This is a genomic window from Pseudoalteromonas galatheae (assembly GCF_005886105.2).
Lineage (GTDB): Bacteria > Pseudomonadota > Gammaproteobacteria > Enterobacterales > Alteromonadaceae > Pseudoalteromonas > Pseudoalteromonas galatheae.
The window spans coordinates 290238-307043 of sequence record NZ_PNCO02000001.1 but is presented as its reverse complement, the minus strand read 5'-3'; the positions used below and the strand labels follow the sequence as shown (position 1 = coordinate 307043).

15 protein-coding genes are annotated in these 16806 nt (G+C 42.9%); 4 read left to right on the top strand and 11 right to left on the bottom strand.

Annotated elements, in window-relative coordinates:
* Position 1 precedes the first annotated feature (1 nt).
* Genes CWC29_RS01260 through mpl form a run of 3 tightly spaced genes read right to left on the bottom strand, consistent with a single transcriptional unit; the run spans position 2 to position 2901 of the window.
* Positions 2 to 922, bottom strand: coding sequence for an ABC transporter ATP-binding protein (locus tag CWC29_RS01260; RefSeq protein ID WP_138524347.1), 921 nt, complete (start codon positions 920 to 922; stop codon positions 2 to 4).
* A 6-nt stretch (positions 923 to 928) separates the two neighbouring features.
* Positions 929 to 1552: a flavin prenyltransferase UbiX gene (locus CWC29_RS01255; protein WP_138524349.1), complete on the bottom strand. Its 624-nt coding sequence runs from the start codon at positions 1550 to 1552 to the stop codon at positions 929 to 931.
* A gap of 5 nt (positions 1553 to 1557) precedes the next feature.
* Complete coding sequence (gene mpl, locus CWC29_RS01250) at positions 1558 to 2901, bottom strand: UDP-N-acetylmuramate:L-alanyl-gamma-D-glutamyl-meso-diaminopimelate ligase (RefSeq protein ID WP_138524351.1); 1344 nt, start codon at positions 2899 to 2901, stop codon at positions 1558 to 1560.
* 127 nt (positions 2902 to 3028) lie between these two features.
* Between mpl and CWC29_RS01245 the strand changes: the two genes are divergently transcribed.
* Entirely contained in the window at positions 3029 to 3265 is a 237-nt protein-coding gene (locus tag CWC29_RS01245; protein WP_167815407.1) for a hypothetical protein, read from the top strand.
* 8 nt (positions 3266 to 3273) lie between these two features.
* Here the strand turns inward: CWC29_RS01245 and CWC29_RS01240 are convergent, their stop codons facing one another.
* The 4 genes from CWC29_RS01240 to CWC29_RS24050 all read right to left on the bottom strand — a co-directional run bounded on the left by CWC29_RS01240 (position 3274) and on the right by CWC29_RS24050 (position 6507).
* Complete coding sequence (locus tag CWC29_RS01240; RefSeq protein WP_138522299.1) at positions 3274 to 4047, bottom strand: CsgG/HfaB family protein; 774 nt, start codon at positions 4045 to 4047, stop codon at positions 3274 to 3276.
* Positions 4048 to 4494, bottom strand: coding sequence for a curli assembly protein CsgF (locus tag CWC29_RS01235; RefSeq protein WP_128728713.1), 447 nt, complete (start codon positions 4492 to 4494; stop codon positions 4048 to 4050). It abuts the gene before it with no gap.
* A 1-nt stretch (position 4495) separates the two neighbouring features.
* A complete protein-coding gene (locus CWC29_RS01230) occupies positions 4496 to 4885 on the bottom strand; it encodes a CsgE family curli-type amyloid fiber assembly protein (protein ID WP_128728714.1) in 390 nt (129 codons plus the stop codon).
* Positions 4886 to 4983: 98 nt separating this feature from the next.
* Positions 4984 to 6507, bottom strand: a complete 1524-nt coding sequence (locus CWC29_RS24050) for an autotransporter outer membrane beta-barrel domain-containing protein (protein ID WP_128728715.1) — start codon at positions 6505 to 6507, stop codon at positions 4984 to 4986.
* Between the two features lie 624 nt (positions 6508 to 7131).
* Here CWC29_RS24050 and CWC29_RS01220 point away from each other — a divergent pair.
* Both CWC29_RS01220 and galU read left to right on the top strand, forming a co-directional pair.
* On the top strand, positions 7132 to 9630 hold the full coding sequence (locus CWC29_RS01220; protein ID WP_138522297.1) for a S8 family serine peptidase: 2499 nt from the start codon (positions 7132 to 7134) through the stop codon (positions 9628 to 9630).
* Positions 9631 to 9899: 269 nt separating this feature from the next.
* Entirely contained in the window at positions 9900 to 10781 is an 882-nt protein-coding gene (galU, locus tag CWC29_RS01215) for a UTP--glucose-1-phosphate uridylyltransferase GalU (RefSeq protein WP_138522295.1), read from the top strand.
* Between the two features lie 162 nt (positions 10782 to 10943).
* Here the strand turns inward: galU and CWC29_RS01210 are convergent, their stop codons facing one another.
* Complete coding sequence (locus CWC29_RS01210; RefSeq protein ID WP_128728718.1) at positions 10944 to 11339, bottom strand: VOC family protein; 396 nt, start codon at positions 11337 to 11339, stop codon at positions 10944 to 10946.
* 21 nt (positions 11340 to 11360) lie between these two features.
* On the opposite strand from CWC29_RS01210, the gene CWC29_RS01205 reads away from it, so the two are divergent.
* Positions 11361 to 11651, top strand: coding sequence for a ribbon-helix-helix domain-containing protein (locus CWC29_RS01205; protein ID WP_128728719.1), 291 nt, complete (start codon positions 11361 to 11363; stop codon positions 11649 to 11651).
* Positions 11652 to 11660: 9 nt separating this feature from the next.
* Here the strand turns inward: CWC29_RS01205 and CWC29_RS01200 are convergent, their stop codons facing one another.
* The 3 genes from CWC29_RS01200 to CWC29_RS01190 all read right to left on the bottom strand — a co-directional run bounded on the left by CWC29_RS01200 (position 11661) and on the right by CWC29_RS01190 (position 16398).
* A complete protein-coding gene (locus CWC29_RS01200; protein ID WP_193554592.1) occupies positions 11661 to 12338 on the bottom strand; it encodes a site-specific integrase in 678 nt (225 codons plus the stop codon).
* Between the two features lie 241 nt (positions 12339 to 12579).
* Positions 12580 to 14193, bottom strand: coding sequence for a hypothetical protein (locus CWC29_RS01195; RefSeq protein WP_128728720.1), 1614 nt, complete (start codon positions 14191 to 14193; stop codon positions 12580 to 12582).
* A gap of 594 nt (positions 14194 to 14787) precedes the next feature.
* Complete coding sequence (locus tag CWC29_RS01190) at positions 14788 to 16398, bottom strand: hypothetical protein (RefSeq protein WP_128728721.1); 1611 nt, start codon at positions 16396 to 16398, stop codon at positions 14788 to 14790.
* Positions 16399 to 16806 lie beyond the last annotated feature (408 nt).

Sequence of the window (16806 nt, the reverse complement as noted above, 5' to 3'; positions counted from 1 at the left end):
ATTATGCCCCTCTCCCCTGCTCCAGTAAGCCAACAAACAACTCTTCTAAACGGTTAGCTTTGTTACGCATACTTAATACTTGATTACCTTGCTCTGTGAGCTGTGTGAACACCCCATTGAGCCCTTGCGACTTAGCTACTTCTACCTCAATAGTATGGTCATCAACGGTGGTAAATTGGTAACCATCGAGTGCCACAGGCTGCATGGGCGACTTAAGATCAAGTACAAACGTTTCTTTATCCAACTTTGCAAGTAATGCCTTGATGGTCGTATGCTCAACAATCGTGCCTTTATCAATAATCGCAATATTTCGGCACAGCAGCTCAGCTTCTTCTAAGTAATGCGTTGTGAGTATAATCGTTACTCCTTGCCTATTAATTTCACGTAAAAAGTCCCACATAGAACGGCGTAGCTCAATGTCCACACCAGCCGTAGGTTCATCCAAAATAAGAAGCTTAGGCTCATGCATCAATGCTCTTGCAATCATCAAGCGACGCTTCATACCGCCAGATAGCGTGCGGGCTTGCTTATCTTTTTTCTCAAATAATCCTAGCTGCTTGAGATACTTCTCGGCTCGCTGATGGGCAACGTCTCTTGGCACACCATAATAGCCCGCCTGAGTCACTAGAATTTGGTTTAGCGTCTCGAATTGGCTAAAGTTGAACTCCTGTGGTACTAAACCTAAGTTCGACTTAGCGTCTTCCAGGTGAGTATCAATACTATGACCAAAAACCTCTACACTGCCTTGGGTTTTATTCACCAATGAGGCAATAACGCCTATTGTGGTAGATTTACCCGCTCCATTTGGACCAAGCAACGCAAAGAAATCCCCTTCTTGAACCTCGAGATCAATGCCTTTAACGGCTTCAACGCCGTTACTATAAACTTTTTTTAACCCTTTGATGTTTAGTGCTATTGTCATATTTTATTATTCTCCATAACCCCAGCGTTTAACTAGGGTATGCTCGATGTTTAGATGATCTAAAATACGGGCCACCATAAAGTCGACCAAGTCGTCGATACTTTGTGGCTGATGATAAAAACCAGGCGCTGCAGGCATGATAGTCACGCCCAAGCGGCTAAGCTTGAGCATGTTTTCAAGATGAATTGGACTAAAGGGCGTCTCGCGCGGCACTAATATTAATTGGCCACGTTCTTTGATCACCACATCGGCTGCACGCTCAAGCAAATTGTCAGATGCCCCAAGCGCAATGGCTGACACGCTTCCTGCGCTACACGGGCACACCACCATCTGCTTTGGAGCGGCCGAACCGGATGCCACAGGGCTAAACCAGTTATCTTTACCAAACACCTGAATTTGCTTATCTTTAGCACAGAAAAGCGCCTGTAGTTGCTCCGTTGCTTTTTGTTCATTACCAGAGAGTTTTAGATTGGACTCAGTATCCAGCACTACTCTGGCTGCGCTCGAGATTAGCACGTAAACTTGATAGTTTAACGACACCAATACCTCGAGTAATCTCAGTCCGTAAGGGGCGCCCGACGCACCGCTAAAGGCCAGCGTAATTGGCCCATTAAATGTTTGTTCTGACATAATGATTACTTTTTCAATGCAGTTAAAAGTTTGTCGTGGATGCCACCAAAACCACCATTACTCATGATCAACACATGCTGGTTTGGTGCTTGATTTGTCACAACCTGTGCGACAATCTCATCTACGCTTGCAAAACACTGACGACCCGCGGCTTCGGCTTGTGCTTTAAGAGACCAAGATAAGCCTTCTGGTTCGAATAGATACACTTCATCTGCCGCATCAAGCGATTGCAATAAGGTTTCTTGGTGAATGCCAAGCTTCATCGTATTTGAGCGCGGCTCTAAAATAGCAATGATAGGTGCACCTCCAACTTTAGCTCTAAGCCCTGCTAGGGTCGTTGCTATTGCTGTAGGGTGATGCGCGAAGTCATCATAGACAGTAACGCCATTGACTTCCCCTTTGACTTCCATACGGCGTTTAGGAGAAATAAATTGCCCTAGCGCTTCGATACTCACCTCAATTGGAATGCCCACATGTCTTGCTGCCGCAATCGCCATCATGGCGTTCTTCACATTATGCACACCAATCGCCTGCCAATTTACTTCGCCTTTTTCTTCGCCTTCAAATAGCACCGCAAAGCGAGACCCGTCAGCCTTGAGCAGGTTATACGACCATTCTTTGCCAAGCGATTCCTGCTCGCTCCAAAAACCGCGTTCAATAACGTTTTGTAACGCAGCATCATCTGCTGGATATATGGCCTTACCCTGACTGGGTAGCGTGCGAATTAAATGATGAAACTGGGTTTGAATGGCATTTAAATCTGGAAAAATATCAGCGTGATCATATTCGAGATTATTGAGTATTAACGTGCGAGGTAAATAATGGACAAACTTGCTGCGTTTATCGAAAAACGCCGTATCGTATTCGTCGGCTTCGATAACAAAGAATGGCGTATCTGACGTGCGCGCCGACACACCAAAGTTTTGCACTATGCCACCAATCAAAAAGCCCGGGCGTAATCCTGCGTATTCGAGTAACCACGCTAACATACTTGCTGTGGTTGTTTTGCCATGCGTACCGGCAACCGCCAACACCCATGACTGGCGTAATACATGGTCTTTTAACCATTCAGGGCCCGAGGTATAACACATACCCTTTTCTAAAACATATTCAACGCACGGATTACCACGACTCATGGCATTGCCGATGATCACCACATCAGGCTCAACATCAATGAGTTGTTGAGGGTCGTACCCTTGGGTTAATTCAATACCGAGTGATTCGAGTTGGGTACTCATCGGGGGGTAAACATTGAGATCTGAACCTGTGACTTTGTGCCCCAATGATTGAGCGATGGCTGCGATCCCGCCCATAAAGGTACCGCAAATCCCTAAAATATGTACGTGCATGATGTTAGCGTTCTTTATTATTTCATTGCCGTTTAGATTAACATACTCAGCTTATTGGTGGCTGACTTTATTGTTGAATCTCATGCACCAGTATTATTCTTTATTTTTAGATGGGTGATGTGAGGACGTGTTCAAGGTTTTGTCGCGCTTAAAGATGTGTCGCGCTAAAGCACGACCTACGGTTGGTGGTGCGTACCATGCAAAATGGAACGTTGTGGCAAAGGTTTGTCGCGCTAAAGCGCGACCTACGGTTGGTGGTGCGTGCCATGCAAAAGGGAACGTTGTGGCAAAGGTTTGTCGCGCTAAAGCACGACCTACGGTTGGTGGTGCTTGCCATGCAAAAGGGAAAGGTTTGTCGCGCTAAAGCGCGACCTACGATGCTGTTGCGGCCGACCACACGCCTTTTTCAATGCCCTGTTTTACCATCAAAGTCAGCGCTTTTTCTATCGCTTGCGTTACACAAATATGCATCGGTTCATTATCGCTAAACCCCGCTTCAGCTTCGGCTAAACGTTTGTAACTCACATAGCGGAAAAAACCAGCCCGAACTTCCATGGATAGCACTTTTTTGCTACTGGCGACGGAGAGCAACACTTGTCCTGTACGAACATCAACTGCGCGCATATAAATGGAGATAACATCCTCACGATAAAGCTCAGATGCACCTATACCAAAATACTCCATCCCCAAACCACCTGTACGGATATTAGAGTCATAGCTGATGATCCCACCTTCTAAAATGATCTTTGCAGTCATTAATGGTGGTAAAGCGCTTGTGTCATTATCATCATTTGCCGCACGGATGATCTTGCGCTCAGTCAGCAGGTTTTGCAGTCCTTCACGCTCTACCGGAATAAACCAATCAGTTTCGTGTAGTGCCTGCATTAAAATTGAATTAGCACCTTGGGTCACCGCTGTTGAAAATGAGCTTACATTATCTTGAGGCTTATATTGCCCAGTTTGGTCACGAAATGAATAAACAGAAACGGGAATTCTACCTTTAGGAGTGGGTAAGTTTTTCAATTCTGCAAAAGTTTCGGTGTCGGTCAACTCAATTGCCACGCTTTGCGAGGGTGGTAACACGCGCGACATGCTGGAACAACCTCCAAGCAGTAACAAAAAAACCAATAAAATTACGCGGAGCATTTAATATCCTCCACCAGCCGATGAGGCAAACCTAGGTACTTCCAGAATGGTTTCCTCACCCGATGCTGTATTCGTTATTCTCACTGTGATTGTGTCGGGTGTGCTGGTGATCACTTGGATTTGATAGTCGCCACTCATAAATGTCGCGTCTTGATTAAAGATACTGTCTTGAATATCTTCACCAAACGCCACATCCGTGATCTCTCTCACCAAACGGTTGAGATAGGTACGCTCAAGCGACTCTTGAAACTTTTCATCATAGGTTTTTTCTATGATTGGCGCTCTGTGCTTATTTTGAGATTGCGCTTTACTCAGTAACATATTGGCGTTTAGCGGGTTACCCCCAAATGCTGGATTAATTGGTTTATAAACGAGTTCCGTCGCTGTCACATTTGCACCAATTAACATTAACCCAGCACACACGATTGTTGTTTTTATTATTGTCATGTTACCACCCACTTGCTGCCAAATCTTCTGAACCACTTTGCTGATATTGCTCTCTTGCCATTGCATCCATAATGGTGAAAATAGCAGTTTCGACTCGCTCATCAACGGAGCCGCCTCTTCTTCCCATTGCTGTCGCGTAGACTGCTCGATTATTCATTAATACCTCAAGTCGAGTGCCGGCTCGAGGTAATACCGTTTCCTTCACTGTAATATTGATCCCAGACGTATTGGGAACATCTCTCCAAAGTTGTGAAAACTGAAAGTAAAATTGGTGTCCAAATCGACTTATACTTTGATCTATGACTAAACCATCAATCTCTACATCTTCTCGAGCACTTAGTGAAGCAGGCAAACAAAGCAAAGCACTCAAGAGTATTATTTTTCTTATCATCGTGGATTACTCACAACTCGAGAGGTATGGAAACTCAATATTTATCTGAATTAAGTAGAGAAAAATGAGAGGCACAGGGCCTCTCATTTATTACTCAATCACTGCTGAGTAATTGTAGCAACGTTGTTGTCACCAACTTGAGTTACGGTAATGTTTTGACCACTACCTGTAATTCCACCTTGGACTAAGTTGCCGTCACCAATTTGGCTTACTGTAAATGCATTATCATCACCGTTAATAATAAATGCCTCTGAGCCCATCCCCATCACAAAGTTGTTACTACCATTTTGTGTGATGTCTAACATATTGCGGCTGCCTTCAAGCATTAAATCGATCGCGTTAAATTCGCCTGATTGCGCAATATCTACTTGGTTTGAACTACTATCAACCACACTGCTCATGGTAAGGGCCACACCATTACCAGTGCCACTTTGTGAAATATCAACGGTATTATCATTACTTGCAAGGCTAACGTCTGGGTAAGAAGACTGTACAATCACCTCGTTCTCAGCCCCAGTCTGAGTAACATCAATATCGTTATCATTACCGTTGAAGTTCGCAACATGTGCAATGTTCGCGTCACCCACTTGAGTCGCTGAGAACTCATTGTTTTCACCAGCAACCCCAAGGTACATCTCGTTGCCATTACCGATTTGCATTGCGGTAAATTCGTTATCATTACCAACAACATCAGCTTGAACTTTATTCTCGTCACCACGCTGCTCAGTCGTCACTTCGTTGTCGTTACCAACTAATAGATCTGATGCAAAGGTGTTAGTTGAGCCTTCCTGATCGATACTAAACTCATTATTGTTTCCAGTAATTTCAAATACGTTAACCGTATTGCTATCACCTTCCGATTGCTCAATCTCAACCTGGTTGTCATCACCAATCACGGTCTCTACAGCAATAACGTTGAAGTTGCCGTTCTGACTCGACTCAATTTCGTTTTCATTCCCTTGTAGGCTAACCACTTTATATTGGTTATATAGACCATTTTGGTCCAAGGTAATTTGGTTCATATCACCTTGTACTGACTCAAGAGTGGCCTCGTTCCACATACCAGCTTGTGTTGCTGATATCTCGTTTTGGCTGCCCTGCATATCAAGGTTGTAAAACCATTGACCACCAGAGCCTTGAGATACCGTAATGGTATTTTGATCGCCATTAATAACATTGATGGCTTCGTTGTTGATCCCAAGGACTCCACTACCTGACTGCTGAACGTCAATCGCATTGTCGTCGCCAGTAACTTCCGTTAATGCGCCGTTTGCTTCACCATCTTGACTATATACTTGGTTATTGTTGTTACCAGTGGTCGTCACAATAGCGACGTTACCAGTACCATTCTGATCGGCCTCAGTAATATTATTGTCGCCAATCGTAGTCACATCTGTCAGGTTAGAAGTACCCAGCTGCACCGAAGCTAACTCGTTACCACCTTGGCTACCTGAAGTTTGTGAGAGTTTGAGTTCGTTACTTGTTCCACTTGCACGCTCCACTTGTGAAAGTGCAGAAGTAGAAAGCGCTTTATTATCTGATTTTGCCTCAGCATGTGCTGTAATTGAATGGGTTAACGCAAGCGCGATAGCGCAACTCACGATAGATTTAGAAAACTTCACACTGTTCTCCTTAGAGATTTATTATATTATTTTTTCAATTAAGTGTTCCGTGCAGGCCTTGAGTTGTTGCCGGACTCAGCCAACCGCAACTTTCCACTTAACTAACGTCCTGTTATGACTCATTTATCTGAGCCGCTCCCACCTGTGCCAGTTACCAGAGTGTTACATTTCGTGAGAAAACATAATCTATATCAAGTCCATCATAACAAAATGATGAAATGATATATTTTATTACGTCTTTTCACCTTCAACTCTAAGTTGGGAACAACTGAAGATAAATAAGAACATTTTACGAAAAAAATACCTTATATTTTTCATATCCCTAAGCGTTAAAAATCACATAAAATTACGGTAGAAAAATGAATCTACCAAAAAAGTATGATCAAACTTCAAACTTCTGCCCGTCACACTCCCTCACAAAAAAGAATTAATTAGCTTGAGAAAAAGACACCCAACCAATAAAAAATCCTGAATTTTTAGATTAACGCTTTTTTTACATTGCACAGGTCTATATCTAGGTCTAGGTTTTAATGCGTTGCCAAAAAGACCACAGCCACTACCAGAAAATTACCAACTCAAAAATTGCGTATTGTTTATACGCTTGAAATTAAAAGGTTATTAATAATGAGATCAAAACTTTCTGCATTGTCTTTGGCTTTGCTACCTGCACTTGCTTTTACTGCTCAAGCAGCAGTTCAAATTGAAACTACAACAGCAACTGCTGATGACAGCATCCTAGTTGTGTTTAAAGAGAATACTTCTGCAGCACTTCGTGCCAATGCAAGAAATCTAGTTAAAGCGAAAATATCTGATCTGAACGCCGACGGTGTAGATGACAAATACCGTCACGTTTTACAGGGTCGTTTAGCAAACTTTAAATTAGACGGTATTACAGCGAAGCAGGCTATCGAAAAGTTAGCAGCACACCCAGCAATCGCTTATGTTGAACCTGATTATCAAGTAAAAGCGTTAGGTATTCCGGATGATAGCCGTTTTGATGAGCTTTGGGGTATGCATAACACAGGTCAAACAGGTGGTACAGCAGATGCTGACATCGATGCGCCTGAAGCATGGGATATCACTATCGGCTCACGTGACGTGATCGTCGGTGTTATTGACACAGGTGTTGATTATACACACCCAGACCTTGCAGCAAATGCATGGCGCAATCCAGGTGAAGTCGCAGGTGATGGCATCGACAACGATGGTAATGGCTATGTTGATGATGTTTTCGGTATTAATGCTATCACAGGCAGTGGTGACCCAATGGATGACCAAGGTCACGGCACGCACGTATCTGGTACTATTGGTGCGTCTGGTAATGATGCGACGGGCGTTGCTGGTGTAAACCATGAAGTGTCTATCGTGGGGTGTAAATTCTTAGATGCATCAGGCTCAGGCTCAACTTCTGATGCGATTGAATGTATTGACTATATGGTTGCACTTAAAAATGCAGGTCATAACGTTCGCGTTACTAATAACAGTTGGGGCGGCGGTGGCTTTAGCCAAGCACTTTCTGATGCGATCACTGCAAGTGAAAATGCGGACATTTTATTTGTTGCCGCAGCAGGTAACAGCGCAGTAGATAACGATGTAAACCCTCACTATCCTTCAAGTTACGAGCACGACAGCGTATTCTCTATCGCAAGTACAACACACACTGACGCGATGTCTTCATTTTCACAATGGGGTCTAACGTCTGTAGACATGGGCGCACCGGGTAGTGCTATTTTATCTACCGTTCCTGGTGGCGGTTATTCAAGCTATTCAGGCACCTCAATGGCGACGCCTCACGTTGCAGGCGCAGCGGCTCTAGTACTTTCAATCAACCCAACACTTACCGCAGTTGAGCTTAAAAACTTGCTAATGCAAAGTGGGGATGCCAATGCTGATCTTACCGACAAGACTGTATCTGGTAAGCGCTTAAATGTGAATCAAGCAGTAATTGATGCAGATCCAGAGCCAGGCTTTAGAGTATCAGCTCGCCCTGCAAATCAAGAAATCACTGCTGGCGATACAGCAACATATGAATTTACATTTGCTTCTGTCGCTGACTGGCAGGGCACCATTGACTTGTCTGTTACTTCACCAATTGCAGGTGCAACGCTGTCTGCGACTACTGCAATGCCAGGTGATACAGTAACTCTTTCAGTACCTACTACGGCTTCAACTCAGTGGGGCGAGTATAGCTTTACACTTAACGCAACATCTGGCGAGCTTGCGGATCAAGAGCAAGTAGGACTGTATGTATTACCTCAAGGGTTAAGTGATTTCAGCTATGAAAATACTACCACGGTAGACATTCCAGATAACGATACTTCAGGAATTACTTCTGTGATCACTGTGGCTGACACCGTTACTGTATTTGATAGCAATACCTTAGTGGATATTACACACACCTACATCGGCGACTTAATTGTTACGCTTACTTCTCCTGCGGGTACAGTGGCAACACTGCATAACCGTCAAGGTGGCGGTACAGATAATATTAACCAAACCTTTAACTCTGCTGCATTTAATGGTGAAGTTGCAACAGGTGATTGGACATTGTCTGTCTCAGATAATGCAGGTATCGATACAGGTACATTGAACAGCTGGACACTAAACCTAACGGGCCTAGGTGAAGCGTCACCTCAACCTCCTGTTGCGGGCTTTAGTTTTGTCGCATCTGGTCTTTCGGTAGCATTTACGGATGAAAGCCGTGATCCTAATGATGATATCGTTAGCTGGGTATGGGATTTTGGCGATGGCAGCATCAGCACAGACGCAAGTCCAATTCACGAATTTGCAGCCTCTGGTGAGTACAGCGTTGAATTAACAGTAACTGACAGTGAAGGCAACAGCAACACAACTACACAGTCTGTTGTGGTGAGCGCTGATGAGATTGAATTATCCGTTGCTCGCGTCAATAAATCTCGTTTAGGATTTATCCGTGTAGAGCTAGCATGGCAAGGTAGCAGTGCTGACACCGTGACAATTTACCGTGATGGGCAAGCTATTGATACAGTAACAAACTCGGGTAAATTCAGAGACTTCTCGCGTAATTTAGAAGCGACTAGTTACACCTATAAAGTGTGCCAATCTGGTGATATCTGCTCGAATGAAATCACAGTTAACTTTTAATTATTCCATATCTAAAGGTTAATTGAAGCCCCGAAAGGGGCTTTTTTGCGCAAACTTAGATATCGAGCTATATAATCCTGAAGCACAAGATTTACTTAAGCTTGTAAGCTCTACAACCAGCTCAAACACCACACTCTTGACTGCTAAAAGTCAGGTTTTCATAAGCAACTGTACATATTGCAACAGAAATTCGTTTGCAACTTTACTTATTCTGGTTAGAATTGCGGGCTAAATTAAAAAAAGGCAGCAAGATTTAAACCGGAGATGATATGAAAGCAGTGATCCCAGTCGCTGGGTTAGGAACAAGGATGCTTCCTATGACCAAAGCCATTCCTAAAGAAATGTTACCTTTGGTAGATAAACCACTGATTCAATATATAGTGAAAGAGTGTGTTGCTGCGGGCATAAAAGAAATTGTGTTAGTGACTCACTCGTCAAAAAATGCAATTGAGAACCACTTTGATACTAGCTTTGAGCTAGAGGCAACACTCGAAAAACGTGTAAAACGTAAGCTTTTAGACGAGGTCCGTTCTATTTGTCCTGAAGATGTTACGATTATGCACGTCCGTCAGGGTGAAGCCAAAGGTCTCGGTCATGCTGTTTTATGTGCACAACCTATCGTTGGGGATAATGATTTTGTTGTTGTACTGCCCGATGTGATTTTAGATGAATACACTGCCGATCAAGGAAAAGAAAATTTAGCTGCAATGTTATCTCGCTTTGACCATACTAAAGCCAGCCAAATCATGCTAGAGCCAGTGCCACAGCAGGATGTTTGCAAGTACGGTATCGCTGATATCAATGGTGTGTCGCTACGCCCAGGTGAAAGTAGTGCAATAAAGCATATGGTAGAAAAGCCAGCTGTAGAAGAAGCCCCTTCTAACCTAGCAGTTGTTGGCCGCTATGTGCTTTCTAAAAACATTTGGCCACTGCTAAGAAAAACGCCAGTTGGAGCTGGTGGAGAGATCCAATTAACCGATGCTATCGATATGCTGATGGAACAGGAAACCGTTGAGGCTTTTCATATGAGTGGTCGTTCGCACGATTGTGGCGATAAGCTTGGTTACCTTAAAGCCATTGTTGAATATGCGATTCGCGATGAGCAATTAGGTGAAGAGTTTTCACAATTTTTAAACACGCTAATCAATTAAGTATCGCGTCTTAATTTACTGAGGGCTAAACCCGCTGCTACAAATTTACGGAAATTCGTAGCAGCAACTTTGGACCGCGATTGTTTTCATGCCTTTACGCCACAACTCCTTTAACCATTTTATGTCGAGATCGACCACCTTTGGTGCGGAGTAAATCCGTTACTACCGATACACATCACTTCTTTCGATAACTTCAATATCATAACCATCGGGATCTTTAATAAAAAAGAATCTAGCAACTAATATACTTTGATTATAAAAATCCTTTATTTCTTTTGGCTGGTAACCTTTCTCTTGGGCTTGATTAAAAACCGCGGCTAAGTCGTCCACAACAAACGCCAGGTGCCCATAACCATTACCTAGCGTATATTCTTCAGCGACATCATGGTTCCAAGTGAGCTCCAATTCAAACGAGGTTTCATCATTACCAAGGTAGATAAGAGAAAAGTTAGAGAAATCTATACGTCGCTTCACTGCCAATGCAAATACATCATGATAGAATTTAACTGATTGTTCTGCATCTTTTACTCTGACCATAGTGTGGATCATTTTTGCCATTACTTTACCTTTGGAATCAATATGTGTGAGCTCTACGCATCAACCGCCCCCCACCGCTATAAGGTGGTCAAACGTTCAATTCGCATTCAAGGTGTAGTGACTAGCCTCGCCTTAGAAAATGAAACTTGGCAAGTTTTAGAAACCATCGCGCAAAGTGAACAATTAACACTTTCCGAGTTTATTTCGACACTTTATCAAGAAGTAATTGAGCGTCATGGTGAGATCAAAAATTTGGCGTCTATGTTGCGTGTCACATGTTTAACCTACCTTGCAAATAGTAATACACTCGATCTGCAAAGTGGTAGTAACTGATTACTACAATTAATGACGCTCTAGAAATCGTTGCCACGTTATATTTGGGTTAATAACGCGTATGGGAGATATCACTTGTTTGAGTATCGTGAGAGGCGGCTGCTCAACCTCATGACCATCCTCTTTCAATCCAAGCAAATACTGAAAACTGGCTTTGCTACCAAGTTGAATAGCTGAGATGCGGATCTGTTGTTCAAAGTTCAACCTCATACTACTAATAGCAGTTTTCATACCTTGCTGATCAACATTGGGTAAACCACATTTTTGTAGATATCCTTGTCTTTCACCTTCTCCAGAAAACCAAATTCTGACCTTCTCGCTATAACGACCAGTTTTCGCAGGTAAATCGAACATAATACGCCGCTCTCCTAGCTGTTTTACTAATGCTAGATATTGTTCCAGTCCAGCTTGCCATAGTGCAGGATGAATGGGCACCACTCGTGGTTGAATTTTACCGTGGGTGTTAAAGTGAAATACATGAACATGGCCTTCGTAATAAACATCATCCAGGGTAAGTGAGCCAATTTCATCACTATACGCACCGGTGTAATAACTCAGCAAAGGCAACCAAAAGTGCCAATGCTTAGGCTGTTCACGCTTTAGCTTTTCATCAGAGTAAATATAGCCATTGAACAAGGTATGAAGTTCCATAGAGGAAAATGCTCGTCTGCCTAAATGAGTTTTCATACAGTGGTCAATATCTTGAGTTTAAAACAGATTTAAGTTTAACGGTTTTTAGTCTTTTTCGGAAGTTTGATAGCTCTTGTACTTTTTCCCCGTGAGCTTTAGCAAGTAAAAGATACACAGCATAAAATCGTTACCATCAAAGAAATGGTTAATTTTGGGAGTATGACTTGATAAGTAAATTATTAAGCGTGAAAAAAGCCGCGTCTCCGCGGCTTAACTGATTGGACTAATCATACTTTACTTAACTGCCTGTTACAGTATCACAAGCTACTGAAACATCGATGATTTCATCTGTTCCATCGGGTGTGATAGACGCTGTAAATGGTGCTGAAATTCGAGGATCTACTCTGACAGCGTATGATGCGATATCACCGTTAAGTGCTGACAGTGCAAATGTACCGTCACCGTTATTCGCAGCTGTGCGGAATGGCTTAGTAGTGCTTGATCTATATTTTACAATCGCACCTGGAATAACTTCTGTTACCGTTGTATCGTTAGAACAAACAGCTCTAACAGTTACATTTTCGTTCACAGTAGTTTGAATTGGGTTTGCTAGCGTGATCGCAATTGGGCCATTACATACCTGAACTTCAGCATTTGTTGATGACGCATTCCCCCACACGTTACCTGCAGCATCACGGATAACTACACGTGCTGTTGCGGTTGAGCTAATACCATAACGCGCTGAAGTACTAGCTGAAACAACGGTTTTTGACGTAGCACCACCGCGTAAATAGCTTGATACGCTCGCATCAGCAGAGGTCATACTCACATATAGACCTGAACTCGGAACAGTATCGCCAGTCACATTAACAGTAATACCTTGCGTACAGATTGGAACTGAACGAGACAGTGTAAAAAACGTAAGGTGGTCGGTTTTAAAAGAGGCTTTGTAAGCCGTACCTTCAGCGTTTAACGCACCAACGGTTGCTTTATTCGTTTCTGATTGCCATTTTCCGGTATCTTCATTATTTGAAGAGACATCAAACATATCTCCCGTCTGAATTGTTCTATCACCAGAAGGTGCTAAAGTTGCGACGGGAAGTGAAACAGAAACGTCGATCTCTTGACTAAATTGCTTGATCTTAGTTCCGTTATTATCTTGCATAGTAACATTGCTTACACCAACAGGTTTTTTAACGCTGGTTGTACTACCAGCACTCAAGCCTGCTGGTAAAACAGCTGAAATCTTGCTAGACGTGGGATCCGCAGAGCCAACCGTTAATGATACAGAAGTACCTGTGACAGCATTACCATTTGCATCTCTTAGCTGCACGCCCGCAGGAATAGAAACATCAGAACTTGCATTACCTTTTGCAGCCACAGCAGTAACAGGAGATGCTGTTGTTGCGTTAGTAACACTTTCAGAAACACTTACTTCAACAACTTCATCACCACCTTTCGACACAAGCGCCAATTCAGCTTCAAGGGTAGCCTCTGAGTCTTCGTTACTTAAGTCAATATCAAAGCTCTTTGAAAAGTAACCGTCAGCAGTTACAACAGCCGTTACAACCCCGACATCAGCTCCTTCTTTTACGGTAAATGTGTAGCTACCGTCTTCTGTTGTAATTTGAGTTATTGCGTCACCGTCGACATTAACCAAACTCGAAGCTGGCTCTCCATCCTCAAAAAAGGCAATTGTCGCTGGTGCAACTATATCAACTGTATCAACGTCAACTACATTGCCACTTACAGCAAATGCTAAGGCCGCAGGGGTTTCTGGCGCCACTATCACCGGATCAGTTGGGTCGGGCGGTGTCACTACTACATTATTATCGTCATCGCTAAAACAGCCTGACAAAGCTAAAGCTGAAGCCACAGATAAAGCGAGTAAAGATTTTTTGTTCGAAATCATGATTGGTCCTTGTTCCCTTTTTTGAAAGCGCCAAGCAGCGCTAACGCGCGTTTTAGTACATCGAAATTTAAATATAGAAAAGGTTTAAGGATTGTCCAGTTTGGAAATAAAATTTTTTAACTGACTAAAGACTTAAAATTTTGAACGACTTTATAACACTCTAGATATTCGAAATACGCGCTCAAGTGACTGACCTTAACACAGCGCTTTCATGACTATAGCTCAGCCTAAATTCGGCTTCTAATCTAGCCCATCAACAAGCTTTTAAGTGTTACCAACTCGAAATAAGGCAGAGCGATATCGGTGTGTTGAATTTGAAGCTAGTGCTTTTTTGGTATTTGCATGAATGACTTTGGTTGTGATTCAACAACACTAAAATAGAGGGTGGCAAGATCGTTTAGACGTTCAGTAATTCACTAAATTAAATTGGGTTTAAGTGTGACTAAACAGCTCGAGTAGATTGTGAGGTACTTCAATAGAGTAAATAATACCCGCATAATTCTCAGTGGCAGAGCTACTGTAAAAAAATAAGCCCTGCTTACCAAAGCAGGGCTTATTATATCTAACTTGTAGTCAGCTTATAAGCTAAGGCTATTAAGAACCTGTAACTTCTTCACAAGCCATTTTTAGCTCTTGGTTAGCAACTTCAGTACCAGCTTCAAAAGTGAATGATGTCGCCTGATCTTCTGCAGTTTCTAGTGACAATACGTCAATGCTCACTGTGTACGTCTCACCAACAACTAGGTTATTTAATGAGTATGTACCTTCAGCATTTGCAGCAAGGTATGTTGCCTTGTCAGCACGACGGTAAGTAACCACTGAGTTTTGTACTGGAACAGAGACCGACTCGTCATTAGAGCAAACGCCCGTCAAGTCGAAAGATGCTGTTGTGTACTCAACCGCTGGCGCTTCTAACGTTACTGCAACAGCTTCACCACATACTGCTACTTCATTTTCAGAATCAAACCACACTGTACCTTCTGCGTCACGAAGTACAATACGCGCAGTAGCGTCAGCGCTTACATTGTTTTTACCCGCGTTCTCTGCAGTGTAAATCACTTTAGACGTTGCGCCTGAAGCGATAAACTTAGTTGCATTGATATCAGATGACTGAACGTCAACAAATAAGCCGCCTGCAGGTACGTCACCAGTAATATTTACAGAAACATCATTGTTACATACGGCAACTTCATCAGTTGCGGTGAAGAATGTAAGGTGATCTGTCATAAATGAAGCTTTGTAAGCCGTGCCAGCGTCGTTTAAAGCACCAACAGTAACTTCATTATTAGTCTCTTTAGTCCAAACGCCTGTATCTTCGTTATGAGATGAAAGGCCTAAAACATCGCCAGTTTCAACAGCGCGGCCTTCAGATGCTAGTACAGTATCTTTTGGAATAGAGATTGAGATAGAGATTGGGTTGCTGAACTTTTTGATCTTAACGCCATTCTCATCAGTCATTGTTACGTTAGCAACACCGACTGGAGCTGCTAAAGTCGCAGCGCTATCTGCATTCAGTCCTTCAGGAAGCACTGCACCGGCAGCTGAAGATGTAGGATCAGCAGAGCCAACGTTAAGTGTTACTTTTGTACCAGTGATAGCTTCACCGTTTGCGTCACGAAGTACAACACCTGCAGGAATTACTACGTCAGCACCAGCTTTACCTTTTGCAGCAGTTGCTGTGATTGCAGCATCTACAACACCGCCTTCAACTTCAGTTTCCACAACTTCTTCAACTGTTGAATCAGTATTTTTAGAAACAAGCGCTAATTGAACCGCCACTTCAGCAACATCTTCTTCCGTAGTAAGATCAATATTAAAGCTCTTTGAGAAGTAGCCATCAGCGGTTACAACAGCTGTAATTTGAGAAAGCTCTGCACCTTCTTTAACAGTAAATACAAAGTTACCTGCTGCACCAGTTTCAACTGTTGCCGTTACTTCGCCTTTGGTATTTACGATATTTTCAGAAGCTTCGCCGTTTTCTAGGAAAGCGATTTTAGCTGGAACAATGTTAGTGCTATCTTTATCAACAACGCTACCACTCACAACTAGAGAAAGTGCATCAGGTGCTTCTGGCGCTACTACTACTGGATCTGTAGGCTCTGGTGGCGGGATAGTTACGTTATTGTCATCGTCACTGAAACAGCCAGAAAGCGTCAACGCAGAAGCGACTGACAGCGCAAGAAGAGATTTTTTGTTTGCAATCATGATTAGTCCTTGTTTTCTTTTTCATTAACAACGCCACGTTAGCGCGTTAACACACAAAAAAAGCTCCATTGCTAGGAACGGAAGCTTTAAATTAAAAATTTGTATGGTAGACAGGGACTAAGTCATTCCCTGACCCGATTCAACGTGAGCTTTGCAGTCAACTCTATGACCAAGATATAAACAGCCCACGATGACCCTGCTAATCTATCACAGTAAAGCGTTAGATCCAACCGCTTGATTTAGTTTAAAAGTAGGATACCGTTGGTACACTAAATACACAATGAATGAAGTGAAATTTATCGTAAATAATCGCAACATAATGGTTATTTATTAACGAGGCATAAATTGTAAATGTGTAGCTATCGTCACGAGATAAAATTAAAAAGAGAATCGCGACCCGTAACCACG